Source organism: Brachybacterium alimentarium, assembly GCF_002332425.1.
Lineage (GTDB): Bacteria > Actinomycetota > Actinomycetes > Actinomycetales > Dermabacteraceae > Brachybacterium > Brachybacterium alimentarium.
This window is the reverse complement of the sequence record NZ_NRGS01000005.1, coordinates 550,601-572,180: the sequence shown is the minus strand read 5'-3', so window position 1 is coordinate 572,180 and position 21,580 is coordinate 550,601. Positions and strand designations below refer to the sequence as shown.

Genomic DNA, 21,580 nt, shown 5'->3' with positions numbered 1-21,580 from the left:
CTCAGGGCTCCGAGACCACGAGGACGAGCGAGCCCTCGTACTGGGGCAGGGTGCGCAGCTCGCTGTGCCGTGCATCCCAGGAGCCCTCGAGGAGGTCGACGGTGAGCTGCTGGGTGAAGCGGGCGATGACGGCTGGGTCCACGAGGCTCCACGCCGAGCAGGCCAGCTGCGCCTCCGCGTCGAGCAGACGCTCGGGACGGCCGTAGTAGGCCTCGGTGAACCCGTCGGTGCAGGCCTGCGGGATCGCCACCGCGCGGCTCGTGACCGTCCCTCCGAGCCCGTCGGCCAGCGCGTCGAGCGAGGGATAGCGCTGCGCCTCGACGGCGAGCACCTCGGGCGCGTACTCACGCAGCCAGAACTGCTCGACCCGGCTCGGGTCACAGGTGAGGATCACGACCGGCCCGCGGGTCACCCGTCGCAGCTCCCGCAGTCCGGCAGCGGGGTCCCGCCATTGGTGGACGCTGAAGGTGGCCATCGAGGCATCGAAGGAGTCGTCCGCGAAGGGAAGCTGCTCGGCGGTGGCGTCGAGGGCGGGCGGCAGGGTCGCGGGACGCTGCGCTCGCATCGCCGCCGACGGCTCCACCGCAGTCACCTCACGGTCTGCCGGCTCATAGGATCCGGCGCCCGCCCCGACGTTCAGCACCGTGCGCGCGTCCCCGAGCGCCGCGGTGATCACCGCGGCGATCCGCGGGTCGGGGCGACGGTACCTGGAGTAGGAGGACCCGATGTCCCCGTAGTCCGCATCGCCTGCACTGCCCTCTGATGTGCGCTGCACCATCCGCACAGCGTAGCCATCCCCTCGCTCCCCTCGCTCGAGCCGAGCGGCGTAGGCATCGGTGACGGTCTCGTGAAGAACCTGACGGCGCGACTACTCTTGCCGGATGACCATCGAGGACGAGGTCCCGCTCGACGGCGGCAACGCCACCGAGGGCGTGGTGCGCGTGGGCGACACGGTGCGCAAGCCGTGGGGGCCCACCACCGCCGCGGTGCACGAGCTGATGCGCACCGTCGCCGCAGCGGGCATTGATGTGCCCGAGGCGCGGGGCCGCGACCAGCACGGTCGGCAGATTCTCGAATTCGTGCCCGGCACGCTCGCCCTGCACTCGCCACAGCTCTCGTTCCGCGGGCTCTCCCGCGTCGGCGCGCTGATCCGCGCGATCCATGACGCTTCCGAGGGCTTCTCTCCGTCGGCCGACGCCCCGTGGGAGCCCCTGCTCCCGGTGCCGGGCGGTGCGACCGATCTGATCTGCCATGGCGACCTGACCCCGTGGAACCTGCTCCTCGGCGAGCGCTGGGTGTTCATCGACTGGGACGGGGCCGCGCCGAGCACCCGGCTGTGGGACCTCGCCTACTCGGCGCAGGCCTTCACGCTGAACGATGCGTCGGCCGACCCCGCGGACTCCGCCGCGCGCCTGGCGGCCCTCGTCGACGGTTACGGGGCGGACGCCGACCTGCGCGTCTGCCTGCCCCGCGCGATGGCGGAGCGCACCGAGGCGATGCACGAGATGCTGCGCGAGGCGCACGCCGTCGGCCGCGAGCCCTGGGGGTCGATGTTCGCCGAGGGCCACGGCGAGCATTGGCGCACCGCGGCGGCCTATGTCGCCGTGCACGAGCCGCTGTGGGCCCGGACCCTCACGGACGCCGCCAGCGCCTAGACGGCGCGCAGCGGGCCCCACGCTGCACAGCACCGCAGGGCCCGCCCTCTGGATCGCTCAGCTCACGCTCGCGCGCGGCGCCCCGATCCCCGGATCGATCTGCGGCACCTCACCGGCTCCGGGCCGGATGTCGATGTCGAAGATGTCTAGCGGAAGATACACGGTCGCGCAGGCATTGGGGATGTCCACGACCCCGGAGAACCTGCCTTCGATCGGTGCTGCACCGAGCAGCAGGTAGGCCTGCTCCTTCGACCAGCCGAACGTCGACAGATAGTCGATCGCGTGCAAGCAGGCCCGCTGGTAGGCGAGGTGCGAATCGAGATACCGCTGTTCGCCGTCGAGGGTGACCGAGGTGCCCGAGAAGGAGAGCCACTGGCTGTGCTGGGGCGCCGTGTTCCCGGGCATGAAGATCGCGTTCTCGGTGACGTTGTACTTCTCCATGCCGCCCGGGATGACGTCGACATGGAGGTCGAGGAAGCCGCCCATCTCGATGCCGCCGCAGAACGTGATCTCCCCGTCGCCCTGGCTGAAGTGCAGGTCGCCGACGGAGAAGTTCGCACCGTCCACGAACACGGGGTAGAAGATCCGGGTCCCCTTGGTGAGGTTCTTGATGTCCTGGTTGCCCCCGTTCTCGCGCGGCGGAGCGGTGCGGGCGCCTTCGCCGGCGACGCGCTCCCGGTCTTCCTCGGGGACGCCTCCGAGGACCGCACCGTCCGGCTCGGGCGGCAGGGCGAGCGCGGGAACACGGTCCGGATCGGTCGCGATCAGCGCGGCCTCTCGGGAGTTCCAGGTCTTCAGCAGCTCCGGTGACGGTGCGGTGCCCATGAGACCGGGATGGATCATGCCGGTGAACTCGACTCCCGGCACATGGCGGGACGTCGTGCGATCACCGCGGAAGTCCCAGACCGCCTTGTAGGCGTCCGGGAACTCGTCGGTGAGGAAGCTGCCGCCGTTGCGCTTCGCGAAGATGCCGGTATAGCCCCAGCCCTGGCCCGCCAGCGGCCCGGAGTCCTCCTGCGGGATCGGTCCGACGTCGAGGATGTCCACGACCAGCAGATCGCCCGGCTTCGCTCCCTCGATGCGGAACGGCCCGGAGAGGGTGTGCACCGTGTGCAGCGGCGCGGTCGCGATGTCCTCGGCGGAGTCGTCGTTCTTGATGTAGCCGTCGAACCACTCGCGGCAGTCGGCGCGGAAGGTGTCCCCCGGGCGCACGCTGACCGCGGGCGGGATGTCGGGGTGCCAGCGGTTGTGTCCCAGGATCTTCTGGTCGGTGAAGGGTCTGGTGGAATCCAGCGGGAAGACGTTCTCGGGCATGATCTCTCCTTCCACAGCGGCGACGCCGCGGACCGGCGCCGTCAGGTCCAGGGCCGGCTCAGGGGCGCGGCAGCCGCGCGTGGCGCGGGTCGTGGGTGATGCGCGCGGGTCGATCGGGCCGGGCACCGGGCACGCGGTCGACGACGGCCGGGGCGTGCGCGCTCGCCTCCGTCTCGCCGATGAGATCGGCGCGCGCCGTGCGGAGGTGCCCGAGCGCCGGCGAGCTGATCAGCCGCGTCGCGTCGCTCCCGCACTCGGGGCAGGTGGTATGGCGATCGGCGGCCGACATCGACAGCATCAGCTCATGCAGATGGGAGTTCTCGCAGCGGAATTCGTACAGGGGCACATCGACCTCCGAGTGACACGGCTCACGATCACTGCTCACCGTAGCCCGTCGAGCGGAGGGTAGGGAGCGGTTCGCACGGGAGCAGCAGGATCGACCGCCCCGGAGGAGGCCGGGAGGACGCGATGACGCCTGTCGGCGCTCGTCCGTCGGCGCTCGACTGTCGGGCCCCGTCCCTAGGTTCGGGGCATGACCACGACAGGACCGGTCCTCGCACACCCCTCGACGGGCGGCACCGCTCAGGACGAGCGGGAGCAGATCCGAGCCCTCCTGCTGGAGAGGCGGCCCGATCTCGCGCAGCACCTGCAGGTGGGCCCGAGCGGCGCCCTGCTCATCCCGGTGGCCGACGGTCGCGGCATCGAGATCGGCCGGATGCGCCGACGCGGGCGGGCCCGCTGGGTGGTCGCCGTACCGGAGGCCGACGGAGCGCGCCTGCGGGAGCCCTCGTCGGTCCGGTCCGCCGCGCACATCGCCGTGACGGCGTGGGAGCAGTCGCAGTCGGCGAGCACCCGAACGGGCGTGAGTCGAGTCAGCGTCCGATGACGAGATCGGCCAGCAGCTCGGTCTGACTCCCCAGGATCTGTTCGCCGATGGCCGCGGCATCGGCGCCCAGCTGCCTGAACACGTGGGCACTGATGATCCCGACGAGACTGCTCCAGGCGGTCACGGCGCGCATGGCGGCCATCGCGTCGGACTCGACCCCGAACTCCTCGAGATGGGCGTCCAGCAGCGCCCGCACATCCGGGGTGACGTGCACACCCTGCCCCCGCCCGGCACTCGCACCGGCGTCGGCAGCGGCATCGGCATCGGCAGCGGCAGCGATCGCGAGCATGCGGGCCATGACCCGGGTGCCGTCGGCATTGGTGCTCTCGGCCGGGGCGTCGTAGCCGCTCACGGGCGTGCCGTACAGCAGCGTCCAGCGCTCCGGGTGCGCGATCGCCCACTGCGCCATTGACTCCGCGAGCGCCGTGAACCTCTCCCGGGGAGCATCGGATGCCTCGGCGAGCGCACCGTCCACCGCATCGGCGAGATCCCCGTAGGCGTCGACGATCAGCAGGGTGAGCAGCTCGTCGCGGCTGCGCACATAGCGATACACCGCCGAGGAGACCATGCCGAGTCCGCGCGCGATCTCGCGCACGCTCAGCCCGCCCGCCCCGCACTCGACGAGCTGCGCGTTCCCCAGCTCGACGATCCGTCGCATCGTGCGCTCCCGGGCCTGCGCGCGCGGCGTCGCAGGTCGCGGCGTCACAGGTCGCGGGGTCGCAGTTCGCGGGGTCGTCGGTTGCCCGGTCGCCGTCGTCTCGTCATCCATGACGCCATCCTGCCATATTCCGAGAGCACTGCTCTTGACGTCTCCCCGAGAGCAGTGTTCACTGAACCTTTCACATAGAGAGCAGTGCTCACCCTTTAGGAGTTCCCATGCACCATCTCGTCATCGGAGAAGGACAGATCGGCCGCGCGATCATCGATCGCGCTCTGGCGGACGGCGACACCGTCACCGTGCTGAGGCGCAGCGAGATCGCGCCCAGCCCCGGCATCCACCGCGTCGCCGGGGACGTCCTGGACCCTGCCGCGATCGAGGCGGCCGTCACCGGGGCGGACGCGATCCACGCCTGCTTCCATGCCGCCTACGACGCACGCATCTGGCGGCGCGACCTGCCCCCGCGCGAACTCGCGGTGCTCGAAGCGGCGGCTGCTCACGACGTCCCCGTCGTCTTCCCCGAGTCCATGTATGCCTTCCAGGGCCGGGCCGCCGACCTCGCCGAAGGCGCGGAGCCTGCTCCGCTGGACGCCAAGGGCGAGGTGCGCCTCCTCCTGCTCGAGCAGCGTCGTCGCCATCCGGCGCGCACCCTCAGCCTCATCGCCTCGGATCTCGTCGGGCCGACGGCCGTGGGCACCGGAGCGTCAGTGGCCAGCGCGATGATCATCGAGCGCATCGCCGCCGGGCAGCGTCCGATCGTGGTGGGCGACCCCGCCGCAGCGCATACGCTCACCCACATCCCCGATCTCGCCCGCGCGATGCTCCATGGGGCCCGGCACGCCGCGCGTCTCGCCCCGAACGGGGATGCCGTGCTGAACGCCCCGTCGGCCCCGGCTCGTTCCCAGCGAGAGCTCATCGCCCACGCCTCGTCCCTGCTCGGTCGGCCGGCCCGACGGCCGGTGCGCGTGCCCCTCGTGGTGCTGCGTGCACTGTCCGGCGTGAACACCTTCGCCCGGGAGCTGTCCGGCATCTCGAGGCTCTGGTACGCGCCCTGCGTGCTGCGCCCCGGGATCCTCACCACCGTCGACGGCCTCGAGCCGACCTCCTGGCCCGACGCCGTGCGAGCCTCCGCCGACAAAGCCGCGTCGATCCGCGCGGGGGCCGACGCCGCACCGGTCTCCACGAGCTCTCCCCTGTCGTCGTGAGGACTCCTCCGCCAGGACAGCCCGAGCATCCGGAGCAGCAGGGGTGGGTACTCCGTCGGCGCGGCCTGCTAAATTCGCGGGCATGAGCGAGAACACCGAGCCGTCCTCGGGAGGCAGCGTCTCCCGCCATCTGCACATCGTCATCGATCGTCCCTGGCGCGCCGTGTACGAGTACGCGAGCGATCCGCAGAACCTCCCCCGCTGGGCAGCGGGGCTCGCCGGCAGCGAGGTGCAGCGCGAGGTCTCCCAGTGGTCGATGAACTCCCCGATGGGTCGGGTGCTGGTGAGCTTCGTGCCGGAGAACGAGTACGGGGTCCTCGACCACACCGTCACCCTCGCCACCGGCGAGTCCGTCCTCAACCCCGTGCGCGTGCTGCCACTGGACGAGCAGCGCAGCGAAGTCGTGTTCACGCTGCGCCGAGGCACCATGTCCGAGTCGGAGTTCGCGGAAGATGCCGCAGCCGTCGCGGAGGACCTGGACACGTTGAAGGGCCTCCTCGAGGCGAGCTGACGTCGGGCCAGCCCGACATCGGTCGACCTGGTGACAGGATGGGGCCGACGACGATCCGGCGACAGAGTTGAGACATGAACACGATGACCATGTCCCCACCGGCCGAGACCCCACCCGTGCAGCGCTGGTCCGCCCGCCGGTGGGCGACGAGGATCGGCCTCTTCCTGGCCTATGCCTTCGTCTCCCTCGTGCTCGGCGCCCTCGGATTCAGCATCGTGCTGACCCTGCTGGCCGCCGGCGCTGGCACCGCGGTGATCTGGATCGGCCTGCCGATCCTCGTCGGCGGAGTGCTCACGGCGCACGGGTTCGCCACCGTCGGGCGGGCGCTGGGCTCCTCGCTGCTCGGCGCCGACCTTCCCCGTCCCGCTCCCAAGCAGGCGCCGGAGGGCGCGGGCCGGGCGCGGCGTCTCGTCACGCCGCTGACCGATCCGCAGTCATGGCTGGATGCCCTGTGGATCCTCGCCAACTTCCTCCTGGTCCTCATCACGTTCCCTCTCGCGCTCACCTGGGCCGTCGGCTCCCTGGCGATCATCGGCGGACCGGTCTCCACCCTCGCCCTGGACCGGGTCCTGCCGGAGGACGATGTGAACGGTCTCGGCGCGCTGCTCGGTGCGCCCGAGCAGTACCAACTCGCGCTCGACATCGTCCTGCAGGTCGCGATGGGCCTGTTCTTCCTGCTCACCGTGGGTCTGCTGGTGCGAGGACTCAGCGCCGCGCACCGCGGCCTCGCCCACGGCCTGCTCAGCTCACGGTACGAGACCCAGCAGCGGCTGCTGCGCACCCAGGAGTCCCGCGCCGCAGGTCGCGCCGCCGAGTCCACCGCGCTGCGGCGGCTCGAGCGCGATCTGCACGACGGGCCCCAGCAGCGCCTGGTCCGCGCCACGATGGACCTCGCCCGCGCGGAGTCCCTGGCCGCCGAGAACCCGGAGAAGGCCGGCGAGGTGATGCGCCAGACCCGTGAACAGCTGGGGCTCACGCTCGATGACCTGCGTCGGCTCTCCCGCGGCATCGCCCCGCCGATCCTCGTGGACCGCGGCCTGGCCGCGGCGCTCACCGAGCTCGCGGCCATCTCCCCTCTGCCCGCCACGGTCCAGTGCCGTGATGTCGAGCTGCCCGAGCATGTCGAGATCGGGATCTACTACGTGGTCTCGGAGTCGCTCACCAACGCTGCGAAGCACTCCGGTGCCCAGCAGGTCCACGTGGACGTGGCTCGGATCGGCGATGATGCTCAGGTGAGGATCCAGGACGACGGGCGCGGCGGCGCCGAGATGCGGACCGGAGGCGGGCTCGCCGGCCTGGCCGGACGCGTGGCCTCCCTCGAGGGCACGTTCACCGTGACCTCCCCCGTCGGCCGCGGCACTCAGGTGGAGGCGGTGATCCCGTGCGCATCCTGATCGCCGATGATTCCGCGCTGCTGCGCGAGGGTCTGCGCCTGCTGCTCGAAGATGCCGGACACGAGGTGGTGGGCACGGCCGCGACCGGCACCGAGCTCGTGGCCCGCGCCCTGGAGCTCCGCCCTGAGCTGGTGATCTCCGATATCCGCATGCCGCCGAGCCACAGCGATGAGGGGCTGCGGGCAGCACAGGAGATCCGACGCTCCTGGCCCGATGCGCCGATCGTGCTGCTCAGCCAGTACGTGGTGGTCAGCTATGCGACCGAGCTGATCGAATCCGGCGAGAGCGCCACGGGGTACCTGCTGAAGGACCGTGTGTTCGACATCCGTGCGTTCCTGGAATCGATCGAACGCGTGGCGGCAGGAGGCGTGGCCATCGACCCCGATGTGGTGGGTCAGGTGATCGCCTCACGTCGGCGCACTCCGCTCGATGACCTCACCCCGCGAGAGCGTGAGGTGCTCGAGCTGATGGGCGAGGGGCTCACCAACGCCGGGATCTCGGAGCGGCTGTTCATCAGCGGTGGGGCGGTGGAGAAGCACACCCAGCGCCTGTTCGCGAAGCTCGGCCTGAGCGAGGGCTCGAGCGTGCACCGCCGGGTGACCGCCGTGCTGACACTGCTGGGTCGTTGAGCGGCTGGGTCGTTGAACTGCTGAGGCATTGAGACGTCGAGGCGTCGAGGCGTCGAGGCGTCGAGGCGTCGAGGCGTCGAGGCGTCGAGCATTTTCCCTCCATGGCCCGATGGGGGTCAGCACATTGATTCATCTCGCGAGAAGCATTCTTTCCTCCCCATCGCGACTTTTCCACACTTCTCTCGGCAGTATTGACGGCGCCCCTCAGTACATTCACGCGACGGATACTTACCCCCGCCCCGCACGGCGACTGGGCACTCCTCGGTCGCGAACTCGTGCACCACCGGACCAGAAGACCTCCGTCACCTGCGTGCGGTGCTGAAGACCCCGGACCGGTCGGAGACTCCGCAGCCATCGCAGCGCATGACGGTTCCTCCACAGTGGCCGCCTTTGCACATTTTCATCCACATGATCATCCGCATCCTCGGGGTTATCCACAGAGGGGTGCCGCGATCTACCGGTGGATTTCGAACAGGCATACGCTTAGAGCATGAGTGCAGCGACGTCCGGGGACCGACCCGCGAAGACGGCTCCCGTGCCGGGAGAACCGTCGAGCGGGTCCGCGAGCGTCGGCGCCGACATCCTGGAGGAGGCCACAAGGAGGCTCGCGGCGGTCGCGGGCGGTCCCGAAGCGCGACTTGTGCTCGCCGAGATCGTCGCAGCGACCCTGCACGCCTTCACGCAGACCGCTTCGGTGCGCGACCCGCTCCCTGACACCTCTCCGCGTTCCGCGGAGGAGTCGCTCGCCGTGCTCGCGGGCCTCGATCACCTGCGTTCCTCCCTCGCTGCGATCGAGGCGACCTGGCAGGTCATCGCCGAGCACCGGATCCGCGAGGACGACGAGCAGCGCGACGTCCCCACCGCCGAGCAGGGTCGAGGCGCTGCACATGAGATCGCGCTGGCCCGTCGGCGCGCCCCTGCGTCCGGCGCGTTCTCCCTCGCCGCCGCGCGAAGGCTGGTGACGAAGCTTCCCGGAGCGCTCGAGCTGCTCCGCGAAGGCCGGATCACGGAGCCGAAGGCCGCCGCATTGGCCAGCGCCCTCGCCCACACGAACGCTGCCGCCTGCGCGGTGATCGACCGGGAGATCGTCGCCGACCCCGACTCGCTGCACGGGATCGGTGAGCGCAGGCTCCGTGCCGAGCTCGCGCGGACCGTGCAACGGCTCGAACCCGATGCATCACGGGATCGGGCCGAGCGTGCCGCACGAGCCCGCCACGTGACCATGACGCCTCTGGACGACGGCATGGCGCGGGTGAGCGCGGTGCTGCGTGGCATCGACGCCGCCGGGGTGATGAAGGCTCTCCAGCGCGGGGCGGAATCGCGGCGGGCCGCCGGTGCCCGCGACGCGGTCCGGGCGCTCGAGGCGGATCTCCTGGTGGACGCCGTTCTGCGCGACACCCCGCCGAGTTCGTCCCCCGCAGAGGTGGACGGCCGGTCCACCGCCCGCCGCCGGAAAGGGTCCCGCCGCTCCTCGCGACTGGACGTCGGGATCATCATCACCGACACCGCTCTGCTCGGCCGCGGCGACGACACCGAATGCGCTCAGCTCGAGGGGTACGGGGCGATTCCGGCGCACATCGTCACCGACACCCTGAGGGGTTCGCCCCCGGGGCGCCTGCGCGGCTCGGAGCCGGCGCATCCCGATGCAGAGCTCTCGGCCTTCTACCGGCGCCTGTACACGAGCCCCCGCACCGGAGAGCTGATCGCCATGGAGTCTCGGGCGCGGGCCTTCCCCGACGGGCTGGCACGCATGATCCGCTGGCGCGATGTCACCTGCCGTACGCCGTGGTGCAATGCTGTCGTGCGCCAGATCGACCACGCCGAACCGTATCGCCGTGGTGGCCCCACCAGCTACGACAACGGTCAGGGTCTGTGTGTGCGCTGCAACCTGCTCAAGGAGGCCGGGGACTGGGTGCTCACCCGGGTCACGGACACCTCCGGCCGCGGCGCTCAGGCTTCCGACACGACAGCCCGCAACGGTACGGACATCGCGGAGGGCACGGACATCACGGACGGCAAGGAGGGGCTGGGCTCGGGGCCCGTCTCCGGCTGGTCCTGGTCGAGCCCTCATGGAGCGCAGGGGATCTCACGCACTCCGCGCCTGGTGGATCCCCGCAGTCCGCTCATCACGGCGTCCCCCGAACCGACTGAACCGACTGAACCAGCCGAATCAGCTGAATCAGCCGATCCCGGAGAGCCCGATCCGACCAGTGGAGGATCCTCCACCTGTCCGTTCCTACTCACGCAGTCCGCATCGTCCACGGTCGTGATCACTCAGGCCATAGAGCCCGCAGCGTCAGCCGAGCTTGCGCGCCAGGGTGGTGATGACGTGCCAGTGCTTCTTGTCGGCCAGGAAGCGGCCGTCCTCGTCCCGCACGGTGCGATCGATGATGTGGAATCCGCGGAACATCGCGTCGATCTGCTCAAGAGGCAGGGTCGCGATGTCGGGACGGTCCGCCCAGGTGTCGTTGACCCCGAACATGTCCACCGCCATCACTCCCCCGCGAGGAAGCGCCGCCACCAGCTTGGCCCAGGTCTCCTCGAGGGCCGTCGGCCCCAGAAGTCCCAGCGTGTAGGTCGAGTAGACGATCTGCGCGGCAGGGAACGCATCCACTGCGGCGATGTCGGTGTGATGGAACTCCACCGAGCCGGTCATCCGTTCGTTCTCCACGAGCCGGGCGGCGAGGGTGTCGTCGGTGTCGTAGGCGTGCACGGTCCAGCCGCGTCGTGCGAACTGCAGCGAATCGGCCCCGGCACCTGCGCCGAGATCCAGCACCACGCCCGGTTGACGATCACCGCCGGCCGCTGCGATCGCCTTTGCTACGAGCCGACGGGCAGGACGGCCCGCAGCATGGACGTTCAGGGCCGCCCAGTCCACCTTCTCCGCCGTATCCATGGAAATCAGGCTCTACGAGTTAATGATGGGTTTCAACTTCCCGTGACACAGGACGCCTCTATTTTCGTCACGGGCGAACATCTGCGGTACGCGACCTCATCCCGGCCGGCGATCGCGCCGTCACGCCTAAGATGCGTTCATGTCTGTCGCCCCTTTGCGTATCGCAGCGATCTCTCTGCACACCTCGCCCCTCGAGGAGCCGGGAGGTGCTGATGCCGGAGGCATGAACGTCGTGGTCCTGGAACTGGCCCGGGCCCTCGCCCGTCTCGGGCACCACGTGGACCTGTTCACGCGCCGCCGCGACCCCGAGGCCCCCGCCGTCGTCGAAGTCGCCGACGGGATCCGGTTGCACCATCTCGACGCCGGCCCCGCACGTCCGCTCGCCAAGAGCGCGATGGAGCAGGCGATCACCCCGTTCCGCGAGTCCCTGCAGAAGGTCCTCATCGACGGTGACTACGACCTGGTGCACTCCCACCACTGGTTCAGCGGAGTGGCCGCACTCCCCGTCACCCGCGAGCTCGGGCTCCCCCACCTGCAGTCCTTCCACTCGGTGGCAGCGCCCGACGGTGCGGAATCCCTCGATGCCGGCGAGCCCGCCGAGTCCGGTGGGCGCATCCCTGGCGAGCAGTTCGTGGCCACCGGCTCCGACCTCGTCATCGCAGTCTCCGATGCTGAGGCGAGCACCATCGCCGAGCGCTACGGCGTGCCCACCGAGCGCTTGGCCGTCGTCCGCCCCGGCGTGGACGTGGACACGTTCCGTCCGTGCGACGACATCGACGAACGTCGGGTCCGGCCGACCCTCCTGTTCACCGCCCGGCTCCAGCCCCTGAAGGCCCCGGACCTGGCGCTCGAGGTGCTCGCCCACCTCGACCCGGATCTCGGGGCGCGGCTCGTGCTCGCCGGCGGTGTCTCCGAGGACTTCCAGGACTACCTCGAGGAGCTGCGCGACCGCGCTCGTGACCTCGGTGTCGCCGACCGCATCGAATTCGTCGGCTCCCTGGACCGCGACGAGCTCGCCGAGGCGATGCGCTGCGCCGGGGTCCTGCTGCTGACCAGCTGGTCGGAGACCTTCGGGCTGGTGGCGCTCGAATCGCAGGCCAGCGGCACCCCGGTGATCGCCTGGCGCTGCGCGGGCGGGGTGAAGGAGGCGGTGGGGCCCGAGGGCGTCGTGCTCACCAGCCGAGACCCCGATGTGTGGGCCGAGGCCGCGCAGACCCTGCTGGCCGATCCTGATCGCTACGCCAGCGCCGTCCGCTCCGCCCGCGAGTTCGCCACCACCCGCACGTGGACGGCTTCCGCCGCGACTCTCGCCGATCTCTACGCGGGCGTTCTCGAGACCGACCGCACCGCAGGAGGGACGCAAGCATGACCATCGACCCCTGGCAGCTGCTGGACGAGGCCTCCACGGTGCTCGCCGTGCATGCTCATCCGGACGACGAATCCCTCTCCACCGGCGCCCTGATCGCAGCCCTCACCGCCTCCGGGACCCGCGTCGAGCTGGTCACCGCGACCCGGGGCGAGGAAGGCGAGGTCGTGCCCGGCGCGGTCGAGCCCGGGGACACCCGACCGCTCGAACTCATCCGCGAGGCCGAGATCGACGAGGCCACCGCGACCCTCGGAATCGCCGCGCGCCACATGCTCGGCACGGCGCCCGCCCTCGCCGCAGGCGCGGACCCGCGCGTCTATCGCGACTCGGGGATGCAGTGGATCCGGGAGGGGCTCGCCGGCCCGTCGGACACCACCGGGCCCGACAGCTTCACCCGGCGGCCGCTCGAGGACGCCGTCGCCGACCTGGTCGCGCTGATCGAGCACGTGCGCCCCGATGTGGTCGTCGGCTATGACGACGGCGGAACCTACGGTCACCCCGATCATGTGCAGGCGCACCATGTGGCCGCGGCCGCATGCACCCGGACCGGGGCCCCGTTGCTCGAGGTCGCGAGCGGTGAAGCCCCCGAAGGGGCGGACGGGGCCGACGGGGCCGACGGGGCCGACGGCCGAAGCGCAGCGGACGCGTTCCTGTGGCGCGATCATCCCGGGACCGGGGAGACCGTGCGGCGGGCAGCTGAGTCCTACCGCACGCAGCTCCGCGTCATCGGATGGGCGGGGCCGGAGCGGAGAGACGGCATCGCGATCCGACACGTGGGCGGCCAGGCCGACGTGGTGCCCCTGCGCACCGGCCTCAGGCTGCGCCGCTGACGCTCTCGCGGTCCGGCGGTCCCGTGATCGCGGCAGGTGCTCTCGTGCGTCAGAGGGTGACGTCGAGCAGGGTGGGCAGGTGGTCGGAGGCGCCGGCGAGACGCGCGGCGTCCACGCTGTCGGTGGAGGTGACGGCGCGGGCTCCACGCACCGTGACGTCTGCCGTGGCGAGCACCGCGTCGATGCGGCGCACAGGAGCCTTCGCGGGGAAGGTGTGCTCGGACTGCGCCGCCGGATCGGACAGCAGCGGGGCGAGCAGGCTGCGGGCAGGACCGTCGACGGTCTCGTTGAGGTCGCCGCCGGCGATCACGGGCGCTCCGGTCCTCTCGACCAGGCCCGCCAGGTGCCGCGCGTGCGTGAGGCGGTTCTCCTCCTGGAGGGCGAGGTGGATCGAGGAGACCACGACCGCGCCGCCACCGGGGACCGACAGCCGCACAGCGGCGACGCCGCGCGGGTAGGTCGAGTTCAGGTCGGAGAGCGTCTGGGCGACGGGATGCATGCCGCGACGGATCACCTGCGCCGCCACGTGGTCCTTCGCGAGGATCGCCAGCCCGCGGCCGCCGAATCCACCGACCAGGATGCGGCGGTCGATCTGTCGGGCGAACCAGGCCAGCCGCGTGGTGGGCAGCACGAGACGGGGCGCTTCCTGGAGCAGGAGCACATCGGGGTCCAGATCGTGCACCGCCTCGACGACGGCCCGCAGGTCACCGCGCAGCTCCCACAGATTCCAGCTGAGGATGCGCAGGTCCCAGCCGTCGCCGGCATCCGTGCCCCTGCCCTGGGCCGCGTTCCTGTCCGTCACGGTCAGCCCTCCTTGGTGCCGGACGCCACCCAGGGCTCCAGCAGTCGCTCCACCAGTCCCATCAGCTCGTCGACCTCATAGCCCGGCCATCCGAACAGCATGCGCCGCCACTCCGGGGGCACCGACTTCGGTCCGAGCGCGGCACCGATCAGGGCCCCGGTGATGCAGGCCACGGTGTCGGTGTCGTAGCCGGCCCGAGCCGCAGCTTCGAGGGCGGCGACGAGGGTGTCGCGCTGAGCGAACTTCCCCTCCGGAATCGGTCCGACGCGGGTGATCGCGGACCATGCGGCCTGGAAGGCGCCCACCACCCAGCCGTTGCGGCGGAACAGGGCCGGAGTCGCCTGCTCGGCCTCCTCGATCCGCTCGATCCACAGCTGGCGGCGGTCCTCGCTCAGTCGCGGCAGGCCGCGGCGCACGTCGACCTCGCCGGTGAGGATCGCGTGCCGCACCGCGAAGCCCCACAGCATGCAGGCCTCGGTGGTGTCCTGATGCACGTGTGTCAGTCGGCACACGGCGTCGATGCCCTCAGCGGCGTCGTCGTCCGACGCCAGCAGGTACGGGAGCACGGCGGCGTGGGTGCGCATGAGCGAGCCGTTGCCCGCCGTCGCCGGGAGATCGTCGTGCGCGGAGATCGCCGCGGCCCGGAAATCGGCGGCTCGCGGGATGTAGTGCCCCGCGGCGCGGGCGCCGTCCGCGGCCCGACGGATCACCTGTGAGGTGAGCGTGCCGATGTCCGGCGTGCCCAGCGACCACGAGTACCACTCGCGGGCGATCTGGTCCTGTGCCGACTCGACCCGCAGGTCATGGCGGTTCGACGTGGACAGAGCCGCCTCGAGGACCACGATCGCCATGGACGTGTCGTCGGTCCACTCCCCCGGCTGCCATCCCAGGACGCCGCCGCCGATCATGTCGATGTCCTCGGAGTCGACGACCGGGGACTGGAATTCGTAGGGGGCGCCGAGGGCGTCACCGGTGGCCGCAGCGATCACGGACCCGGCGGCGCGGCGGCGCTGGGCGGGATCGAGGCCCTGAGCCAGGGTCGGTGCAGCGTTGGTCATCACCTCCTCATCGTTCCACATCGGGCACAGTGCTCCCTGAGGCCAGTACCCTGGTGAGGACTTCGAAGGAGCTCCATGACCGACACCACGGGCGCCCCCGGATCCACCGATCCGCACTGCACCGATCCGCATGACCACACCGGCCACGACCACCCGCCCACGGGTGCCGATCTGGTGCAGGACCTCGTCAAGGGCCTGTCGATCCTCGCGCTGCTGATCCCGGTGCTCGCCGTGGTGATGCTCCTGGCGATCCTGCCGGCCGCTCCCACCAGCCCCGTCGTGCTGCTGCTGGGCATCGCTCTCGGTGCCGCGCATCTCGTCTCCCTGGTGGTGACCAGCTTCTTCGTATCCCGCACGCGCAAGCAGCTGGCGGTGAACCCGGGTCTGCTCGCGGTGCGCAGCGCCGTGGAGGAGCTGCTGCGCGTCGCCGCCGTGCTGATCGCGCTGCTGCTGTGGCCCGCCGACATCCGCGCCGAGCTCGGCGTGTGGGTCGGTGCGGGCGCCGCTCTGGTGTGGCTCGCCCTCGCGACCGCGCAGACCGTCTCGACGCGTCGCCGGATCGCCCGCCCGTCGAACTGGTCCAAGGACGCCATCTCGACGCTGCTTTCCGAGCGTGTCGGAGCCCGCTCCACCGTGGTGATGCGTCTGCTCGATGTGATCGGGACCGCAGCCTTCCAGATCGGCGCGACCGTGCTGGTGGTCATGTCCCCCGTGCTCGTGATCGGCACCGTCGTGCTGTCGATCGGCTCGGGGCTGTCCACGCTGGTGCTGCAGCGCCGCGCTCCCGCGGAGCGCTCCCGCACCCCCTGGGCGTACGCCCCTGTCGCGATCGGCCTGCTCACGCTCGCACTCGCCTCCCTGAGCTTCGTCTCCCTCTGATCCCGTTCTGACCCACCCTCGACCTCGCAGGAGCCGATGATGACCGCTGCCCCGACCGATACCGCCCGCTCGGGCCTCCGCCTCACCGAGGTCGATCCCGACATCCGCCTCCAGGACGACCTCTTCGGCCACGTCAACGGCCGCTGGCTCGACACGCACGAGATCCCTGCGGACCGCTCCAGCGACGGGGCCTTCCACCGACTGCGGGACCTCTCCGAGGAGCGGGTGCGCGAGATCATCGAGGAAGCTGCGGCCGATATCACCGACCCGAGCGCCGTGCCCACCACCGATCATGCCCGGGTGGGCATGCTGTACCGGATGTTCATGGACACCGAGGCGATCGAGGCCTCTGGCCTGGCCCCGCTCGAGGACCTCCTCGCCCCGATCAGCGAGAGCGCGGACCTCGACGCGCTGGTGCGCACGATGGCCGCCCCGGACTCCGGCGCGAGCGCGCTGCTCGCCTACGTCTGGACCGACGACCACGACTCGACCAGCTACCAGGTCAAGATCCACCAGGGCGGCCTCGGCCTGCCGGACGAGTCCTACTACCGCGAGGAGGACTACGCCGAGATCCGCTCGGCCTATGTCACCCACCTCGCGAACATGGCCCGGCTCGCCGATCTGCCCGGCCGCCCCGGCCTGCGCGGCGAGGACGCCGAGGGCCTCGCCGCCGCGGTGATGGACTTCGAGACCCGCCTGGCCGCCTGCCACGCCGACGTCGTGCGTCTGCGGGACCGCGAGAAGTCGTACAACCCGATGGACGCCGCGCAGCGGCGCGAGCTGGCCCCGCAGTTCCCTTGGGACGCGTACATCGAGGGCACCGGCGCCCCCGCGAAAGCCTTCGAGGTCGTCTCCGTGGGCCAGCCCGAGTTCGTCTCCGCCGCGGCGGAGCTGCTGGCCGCCGAGGACCTCGACGTGCTGCGCAGCTGGCTCGCGCTGCACACCGTCGGCTCCTACGCGCCGTACCTGCCTGCGGCTCTGGTCGACGAGGACTTCGCGTTCTCCGGGCGCGTGCTGTCCGGCGCGGAAGAGCTGCGCGAGCGCTGGAAGCGGGGCGTCGGCTTCGTCGAGGGGGTCGCGGGCTTCGCCGTCGGCCGCGAGTACGTCTCCCGTCACTTCCCGCCCGCGCACAAGGAGCGCATGACCGTGCTGGTGGATGCGCTCATGGACGCCTACCGCAGCTCCATCCAGTCGCTCGAGTGGATGACGCCGGCCACGCGGGACAAGGCCCTGGCGAAGCTCGAGAAGTTCACCCCGAAGATCGGCTACCCCGACGAGTGGCGCGACTACGAGGGACTCGACGTGGTGCCGGGCGACCTGGTCGCCACGGTGCGCTCGGCTCGTCGCTTCGACGCGGACTTCGAGTACGCCAAGGTGGGCGGTCCGATCGACGAGCACGAATGGCACATGTCCCCGCAGACGGTCAACGCCTACTACAACCCCGGCCGCAACGAGATCGTGTTCCCCGCCGCGATCCTGCAGCCGCCGTTCTTCGATGCCGAGGCCGAGGATGCGGTGAACTTCGGCGGCATCGGCGCGGTGATCGGCCACGAGGTCGGCCACGGCTTCGATGACCAGGGCTCCAAGTACGACGGTGACGGCAACCTCGCCTCCTGGTGGACGATCGAGGACCGCGAGGCCTTCGACGAGCGGGCCGCCCGCCTGATCACCCAGTACTCCCAGCTCTCCCCGCGCGAGCTCGAGGACACCCACCGCGTCAACGGCGCCCTCACGATCGGCGAGAACATCGGCGACCTCGGCGGCCTGTCGATCGCGGTCAAGGCCTACCGCGGCAGCCGCACCCCGGAGCAGGCCGCGGCGGAGCTCGACGGCTTCACCGGCCTGCAGCGCGTGTTCCTGTCCTGGGCGACGGTGTGGCGCGGCAAGAACCGCATCCAGGAGGCGATCCGTCGCCTCGCCGTGGACCCGCACGCGCCCATGGAGTTCCGCTGCAACACGGTGGTCGGGAACCTCCAGGAATTCCATGACGCCTTCGACGTGCGCGAGGGCGATGGGATGTACCGCGCCCCCGAGGACCGCGTGACGATCTGGTGAGCCGGATGCCGTTCTACGTCGGCACCACGCGACCCTCCAGGATCGGCTGGACCCGCATCGGGCTGACGGTCGTGGCCGGGCTGATCGCCACGCTGCTGATGGCCTCGCGCAGCAGCGTGGCCGCCGGGCTGCTGGTCGCCATGGTCTTCGCCCTGCTGACCCTGTGGACCTGGATGGGCCAGCACACCCGGTTCGTCGTCGACGAGCGCGGGGTCACCGTGAGCCTCGGCGGGTTCCTGCCGCGCAGGCCCTGGCCGCTCGAGGACTTCCGCACCGTCCAGTACCGCACGGTGCCGGCTTCCTCGGCCGGGGTCACGCTGGGCGGCTACGGCTGGCGTCGCGGCACGGCGACGTCCTCCACCCCGGAGGAGATCACGCCCCTCGGCGATCGCAAGATCTTCACCACCGGGGAGGTGCGCCAGCCGTACCGGATGATGGTGACCCGGCCCGGCACCCTGATCGAGATCATCGGACGCTCCGGCACGAACTATCTGCTCAGCCCGGACGACCTCGACGGGACGGCCGAGGCGCTCGACCAGGCGATCCGCGCGCACCGCTGAGCGCGGGAACCGGCTAGACTCGGCGTCGTCATCCACTGACAGGGGAGCACCGCCGTGGTGCTGAGAGTGCGCGATTCAGCGCAGACCCTCGAACCTGATCCGGCTCGCACCGGCGTAGGGAGTCGGGATTTCCGCAGGGCACCCTCGGTGCCATGCGCCCCTTCCGTGTTGTGGAAGGAGAAGTGATGACTCGTTTCCGTACTGTCGACCTGCTGGTCACCGTGCTCATCGGGGCCGCCTTCGGCGTCGCGTTCCTGGGATACGGCCAGCTGTACACGCTGATCGGGCCGCTCACGGCCGTCTTCAAACCGGCAGAGGGGCTGCTCGCCGGAATCTGGTTCCTGCCGGCCGTGCTCGCCGCCCTGATCGTGCGCAAGCCGGGCGCGGCCCTGCTCGCCGAGATGATCGCGGCCGTGCTCGAGATGCTGCTGGGCGGCCAGTGGGGCTGGGGCACCGCGGTCTCGGGACTCCTGCAGGGAGGCGGCGTCGAGCTCGCCTTCGCGCTGCTGCGCTACCGCCGCTTCACCCTGCCCGTCGCGATGCTCGGCGGAGCGTGCGCGGGCATGCTCGAGTGGGTCTGGGAGCGTTTCGCCTACTACCCCGAGATGAGCTGGACCTTCGCGGTCATGCTGCTCGCAGCCTTCCTGCTCTCCGGCGCCGTCCTCGGCGGCGCGCTGGGCTGGGCGGCCTCGCGGGCGCTCGCGGCGACCGGCGCCGTGGACTCCCTCGCCTCAGGGCGTGAGCATGCGCGCACCGTCGAGGCCTGAGACCGCTCCCGCCCCGCTCCGCCTGCAGGGACTGACCTGGCGGCCGCTGACGCGGCGCGAACCCACCATCGCAGGGCTGGACCTCGAGATCCCCGCCGGTCAGCGCGTGCTGCTGGCGGGAGCGAGCGGCAGCGGGAAGTCCACCGTTCTGCGGGCCCTCGCCGGACTCCTGGATCCGGAGACCGGGGAGGGCAGCGGGCTCGCTCCGGCGCCGGCCCGTCCGGGAGAGCGGGGCCTGCTGCTGCAGAACCCTGCCCATGCCCTGGTGGCCGCGAGCGTCGGCCGCGATGCCGCCTTCGGACCCGAGAACGCGGCGCTCCCCCGCTCGGAGATCCGTGCGCGTGCCGATGATGCGCTCGCCGCGGCCCGGGTGGACCTGGATCCGTCTCGTGCGCCGTTGGAGGCGAGCGGCGGTCAACAGCAGCGCGTGGCCCTGGCCGGGGCGCTCGCGCTGGGCCCCGACCTCCTGCTGCTGGACGAACCGACCAGCATGCTCGATGCAGCGACCTCCCAGCAGGTGCGCACGGCGATCCTCGAGGCGGCCCGGGACCGCACCCTGGTGCTGGCGGAGCACCGCATCGAGCCGTGGCTCCCTCACGTGGATCGTCTGGTGGTCCTGGGCCCGCAGGCGGAGGTGCTCGCCGATGGGGAGCCCCTCGCGCTCCTGCGCGAGCGGCGGGCACTGCTCGTCGAGGCCGGGGTGGTCGAGGAGAACGGCGACCGGTCGACGTCCGCCGACGGGGCTGCCGGGGCTGCTCACGACGGCCCGGTCGTGGCGGCTCTGCGCGGGGTGACCGTGCCCGCACGCGGCCTCCGGGACACGATCGATCTCGAGGTGCCCTCGGGGCGGATCACCGTGCTGACCGGTCCGAGCGGCGCGGGCAAGACGACGGCGCTGCGGGTGATGCTGGGGGCGACGGCCCCGGCGACCGGCAGCGTCGAGCGGCCCGAGCGGGAGCGCATCGCGAGCGTCCCCCAGAACCCCGAGCACTCCTTCGTCGCACGCACCGTGCGGGAGGAGGTGCTCGCCTCCCCGTGGGCGGGCGACGAGCAGTTCGCCGCCCAGCTGCTGGACCGCTCCGGACTCGCCCATCTCGCCGGTGCCCATCCCTCCCGCCTGTCCGGAGGCGAGCAGCGACGCGTCGCGATCGTCGCCGCCCTGGCCCAGCGGCCGTCCCTGCTCGCGCTCGACGAGCCGACCGTGGGCCTCGATGCCCGTCGGCGACGCGAGGTGCGGGACCTGCTCACCGAGGCCGCGGCCCAGGGCTGCGCGGTGCTGGTCGCCTCCCACGATCCGGAGCTGATCGACCACGCGCACGAGACCCTGGTGCTCCCGGCCTCCGCGGAACCCGCGGCGCCGTCGGCCCGCGCCCGCCGGATCCCGGCCGACGCGCTCAATCCGCTCACGCTGTGCCTGATCGGGATCCTGGCTGCACTGGGCTCGTTCGCCGTCCAGACCTGGCAGGGCGGGCTCCTCGCCCTGCTGCCGCTGGCGCTGCTCGCCCCGCTCGCGGTGCGCACCCTGCGCGGAGGTCTGCTGCGTCTGGTGCCGATCCTGCTCTCAGCCGCCGGGCTCGCCTGGACCACGGCGCTGCTGGGCGAGGCGCCGGCGCTGTCGGGCGATGCGTGGCTGCTGGGGCTCAAGGAAGCGGCACGGATCATGGTGTTCGTCGCCCCCGGCGTGCTGGCGCTGGGCAGTGTGGAGGTCACCGCGCTCGGTGATGCGCTCGGCGGCCGGCTGCGGCTCCCCGCCCGCCCGGTCGCGGCAGCCGTCGTCGCGCTGGTGCGTGTGGGGCATCTGGGCCGCCAGTGGGAGATCATCACCCGCACACGCGTCCAGCGTGGCCTCGGCTCCCCCGCCTCCCCGCGGCTGCTCGCCAGCTCCACGCTCGCGCTGCTCGTGGACACCCTGCGCGGTGCCGAGCAGCAGGCGCTCGCGATGGACTCCCGCGGCTTCGCGACCGCGACACAGCGCACCTGGGCCGAGCCCAGCCGCCTGAGCCGCGCGGACCTCGTCGGGACCGCGCTCGCCGTGGGACTGCTGGTGTGGCCCCTCGCCGCCGAGCTGATCGTGCGATGAGCGCGCGTGCGATGAGCGTCAGCGCTGCGACGTAC

At 71.3% G+C, this 21,580-nt stretch carries 20 protein-coding genes, 1 pseudogene and 1 riboswitch; of the genes and pseudogenes, 14 read left to right on the top strand and 7 right to left on the bottom strand.

Going from position 1 to position 21,580, the window contains the following annotated elements:
* Window position 1: 1 nt before the first annotated feature.
* Window positions 2–778, bottom strand: coding sequence for a class I SAM-dependent methyltransferase (locus CIK71_RS05810; RefSeq protein ID WP_096164187.1), 777 nt, complete (start codon window positions 776–778; stop codon window positions 2–4).
* Window positions 779–881: 103 nt separating this feature from the next.
* Between CIK71_RS05810 and CIK71_RS05805 the strand changes: the two genes are divergently transcribed.
* Window positions 882–1,655, top strand: coding sequence for a phosphotransferase (locus CIK71_RS05805; RefSeq protein ID WP_096164186.1), 774 nt, complete (start codon window positions 882–884; stop codon window positions 1,653–1,655).
* A gap of 57 nt (window positions 1,656–1,712) precedes the next feature.
* On the opposite strand, the gene fmdA is transcribed toward CIK71_RS05805, so the two are convergent.
* Window positions 1,713–2,969 carry a formamidase gene (gene fmdA, locus CIK71_RS05800; protein WP_096164185.1) on the bottom strand — a complete coding sequence of 419 codons (1,257 nt, stop codon included), beginning with the start codon at window positions 2,967–2,969 and terminating at the stop codon, window positions 1,713–1,715.
* Window positions 2,970–3,027: 58 nt separating this feature from the next.
* Complete coding sequence (locus tag CIK71_RS05795; protein ID WP_096164184.1) at window positions 3,028–3,315, bottom strand: FmdB family zinc ribbon protein; 288 nt, start codon at window positions 3,313–3,315, stop codon at window positions 3,028–3,030.
* Window positions 3,316–3,501: 186 nt separating this feature from the next.
* Here CIK71_RS05795 and CIK71_RS05790 point away from each other — a divergent pair, with 186 nt between their 5' ends.
* Window positions 3,502–3,855, top strand: a complete 354-nt coding sequence (locus CIK71_RS05790; protein WP_096164183.1) for a hypothetical protein — start codon at window positions 3,502–3,504, stop codon at window positions 3,853–3,855.
* On the opposite strand, the gene CIK71_RS05785 is transcribed toward CIK71_RS05790, so the two are convergent.
* A complete protein-coding gene (locus CIK71_RS05785) occupies window positions 3,842–4,513 on the bottom strand; it encodes a TetR/AcrR family transcriptional regulator (protein ID WP_245857304.1) in 672 nt (223 codons plus the stop codon). The genes CIK71_RS05790 and CIK71_RS05785 overlap by 14 nt on opposite strands.
* Before the next feature lie 218 nt (window positions 4,514–4,731).
* Here CIK71_RS05785 and CIK71_RS05780 point away from each other — a divergent pair, with 218 nt between their 5' ends.
* The 5 genes and pseudogenes from CIK71_RS05780 to CIK71_RS18155 all read left to right on the top strand — a co-directional run.
* Complete coding sequence (locus CIK71_RS05780; RefSeq protein ID WP_096164182.1) at window positions 4,732–5,718, top strand: NAD-dependent epimerase/dehydratase family protein; 987 nt, start codon at window positions 4,732–4,734, stop codon at window positions 5,716–5,718.
* An 82-nt stretch (window positions 5,719–5,800) separates the two neighbouring features.
* On the top strand, window positions 5,801–6,229 hold the full coding sequence (locus tag CIK71_RS05775; RefSeq protein ID WP_176485553.1) for an SRPBCC family protein: 429 nt from the start codon (window positions 5,801–5,803) through the stop codon (window positions 6,227–6,229).
* Between the two features lie 74 nt (window positions 6,230–6,303).
* Complete coding sequence (locus CIK71_RS05770) at window positions 6,304–7,623, top strand: sensor histidine kinase (RefSeq protein ID WP_096164181.1); 1,320 nt, start codon at window positions 6,304–6,306, stop codon at window positions 7,621–7,623.
* Window positions 7,611–8,252, top strand: a complete 642-nt coding sequence (locus tag CIK71_RS05765; protein ID WP_096164180.1) for a response regulator transcription factor — start codon at window positions 7,611–7,613, stop codon at window positions 8,250–8,252. The genes CIK71_RS05770 and CIK71_RS05765 overlap by 13 nt, the downstream gene beginning before the upstream one ends.
* 490 nt (window positions 8,253–8,742) lie before the next feature.
* Window positions 8,743–10,110 (top strand): annotated as a pseudogene (locus CIK71_RS18155) (DUF222 domain-containing protein); the annotation flags it as partial.
* A gap of 438 nt (window positions 10,111–10,548) precedes the next feature.
* Here the strand turns inward: CIK71_RS18155 and CIK71_RS05755 are convergent.
* Entirely contained in the window at window positions 10,549–11,148 is a 600-nt protein-coding gene (locus tag CIK71_RS05755; protein ID WP_096164179.1) for a class I SAM-dependent methyltransferase, read from the bottom strand.
* 139 nt (window positions 11,149–11,287) lie between these two features.
* Between CIK71_RS05755 and CIK71_RS05750 the strand changes: the two genes are divergently transcribed.
* Window positions 11,288–12,517, top strand: coding sequence for a glycosyltransferase (locus CIK71_RS05750; protein ID WP_096164178.1), 1,230 nt, complete (start codon window positions 11,288–11,290; stop codon window positions 12,515–12,517).
* Entirely contained in the window at window positions 12,514–13,344 is an 831-nt protein-coding gene (locus CIK71_RS05745) for a PIG-L family deacetylase (protein WP_096164177.1), read from the top strand. Before CIK71_RS05750 ends, CIK71_RS05745 begins: the two co-directional genes overlap by 4 nt.
* Before the next feature lie 49 nt (window positions 13,345–13,393).
* Here the strand turns inward: CIK71_RS05745 and CIK71_RS05740 are convergent, their stop codons facing one another.
* Window positions 13,394–14,146, bottom strand: coding sequence for an endonuclease/exonuclease/phosphatase family protein (locus tag CIK71_RS05740; protein WP_096164176.1), 753 nt, complete (start codon window positions 14,144–14,146; stop codon window positions 13,394–13,396).
* A 2-nt stretch (window positions 14,147–14,148) separates the two neighbouring features.
* Entirely contained in the window at window positions 14,149–15,204 is a 1,056-nt protein-coding gene (locus CIK71_RS05735) for an ADP-ribosylglycohydrolase family protein (RefSeq protein WP_096164267.1), read from the bottom strand.
* A gap of 75 nt (window positions 15,205–15,279) precedes the next feature.
* Between CIK71_RS05735 and CIK71_RS05730 the strand changes: the two genes are divergently transcribed.
* From CIK71_RS05730 to CIK71_RS05710, 5 genes are all read left to right on the top strand, one after another.
* Window positions 15,280–16,083, top strand: coding sequence for a hypothetical protein (locus CIK71_RS05730; protein WP_096164175.1), 804 nt, complete (start codon window positions 15,280–15,282; stop codon window positions 16,081–16,083).
* Window positions 16,084–16,122: 39 nt separating this feature from the next.
* Window positions 16,123–18,138, top strand: coding sequence for a M13 family metallopeptidase (locus tag CIK71_RS05725; protein ID WP_096164174.1), 2,016 nt, complete (start codon window positions 16,123–16,125; stop codon window positions 18,136–18,138).
* Window positions 18,139–18,143: 5 nt separating this feature from the next.
* A complete protein-coding gene (locus tag CIK71_RS05720; RefSeq protein ID WP_096164173.1) occupies window positions 18,144–18,698 on the top strand; it encodes a hypothetical protein in 555 nt (184 codons plus the stop codon).
* Between the two features lie 30 nt (window positions 18,699–18,728).
* Window positions 18,729–18,836: riboswitch (TPP riboswitch) on the top strand.
* 47 nt (window positions 18,837–18,883) lie between these two features.
* Window positions 18,884–19,465 (top strand): ECF transporter S component, encoded by a 582-nt coding sequence (locus CIK71_RS05715; RefSeq protein WP_096164172.1) that lies wholly within the window; start codon window positions 18,884–18,886, stop codon window positions 19,463–19,465.
* Window positions 19,443–21,545 (top strand): ABC transporter ATP-binding protein, encoded by a 2,103-nt coding sequence (locus tag CIK71_RS05710; RefSeq protein WP_096164171.1) that lies wholly within the window; start codon window positions 19,443–19,445, stop codon window positions 21,543–21,545. The genes CIK71_RS05715 and CIK71_RS05710 overlap by 23 nt, the downstream gene beginning before the upstream one ends.
* Window positions 21,546–21,580: the final 35 nt, after the last annotated feature.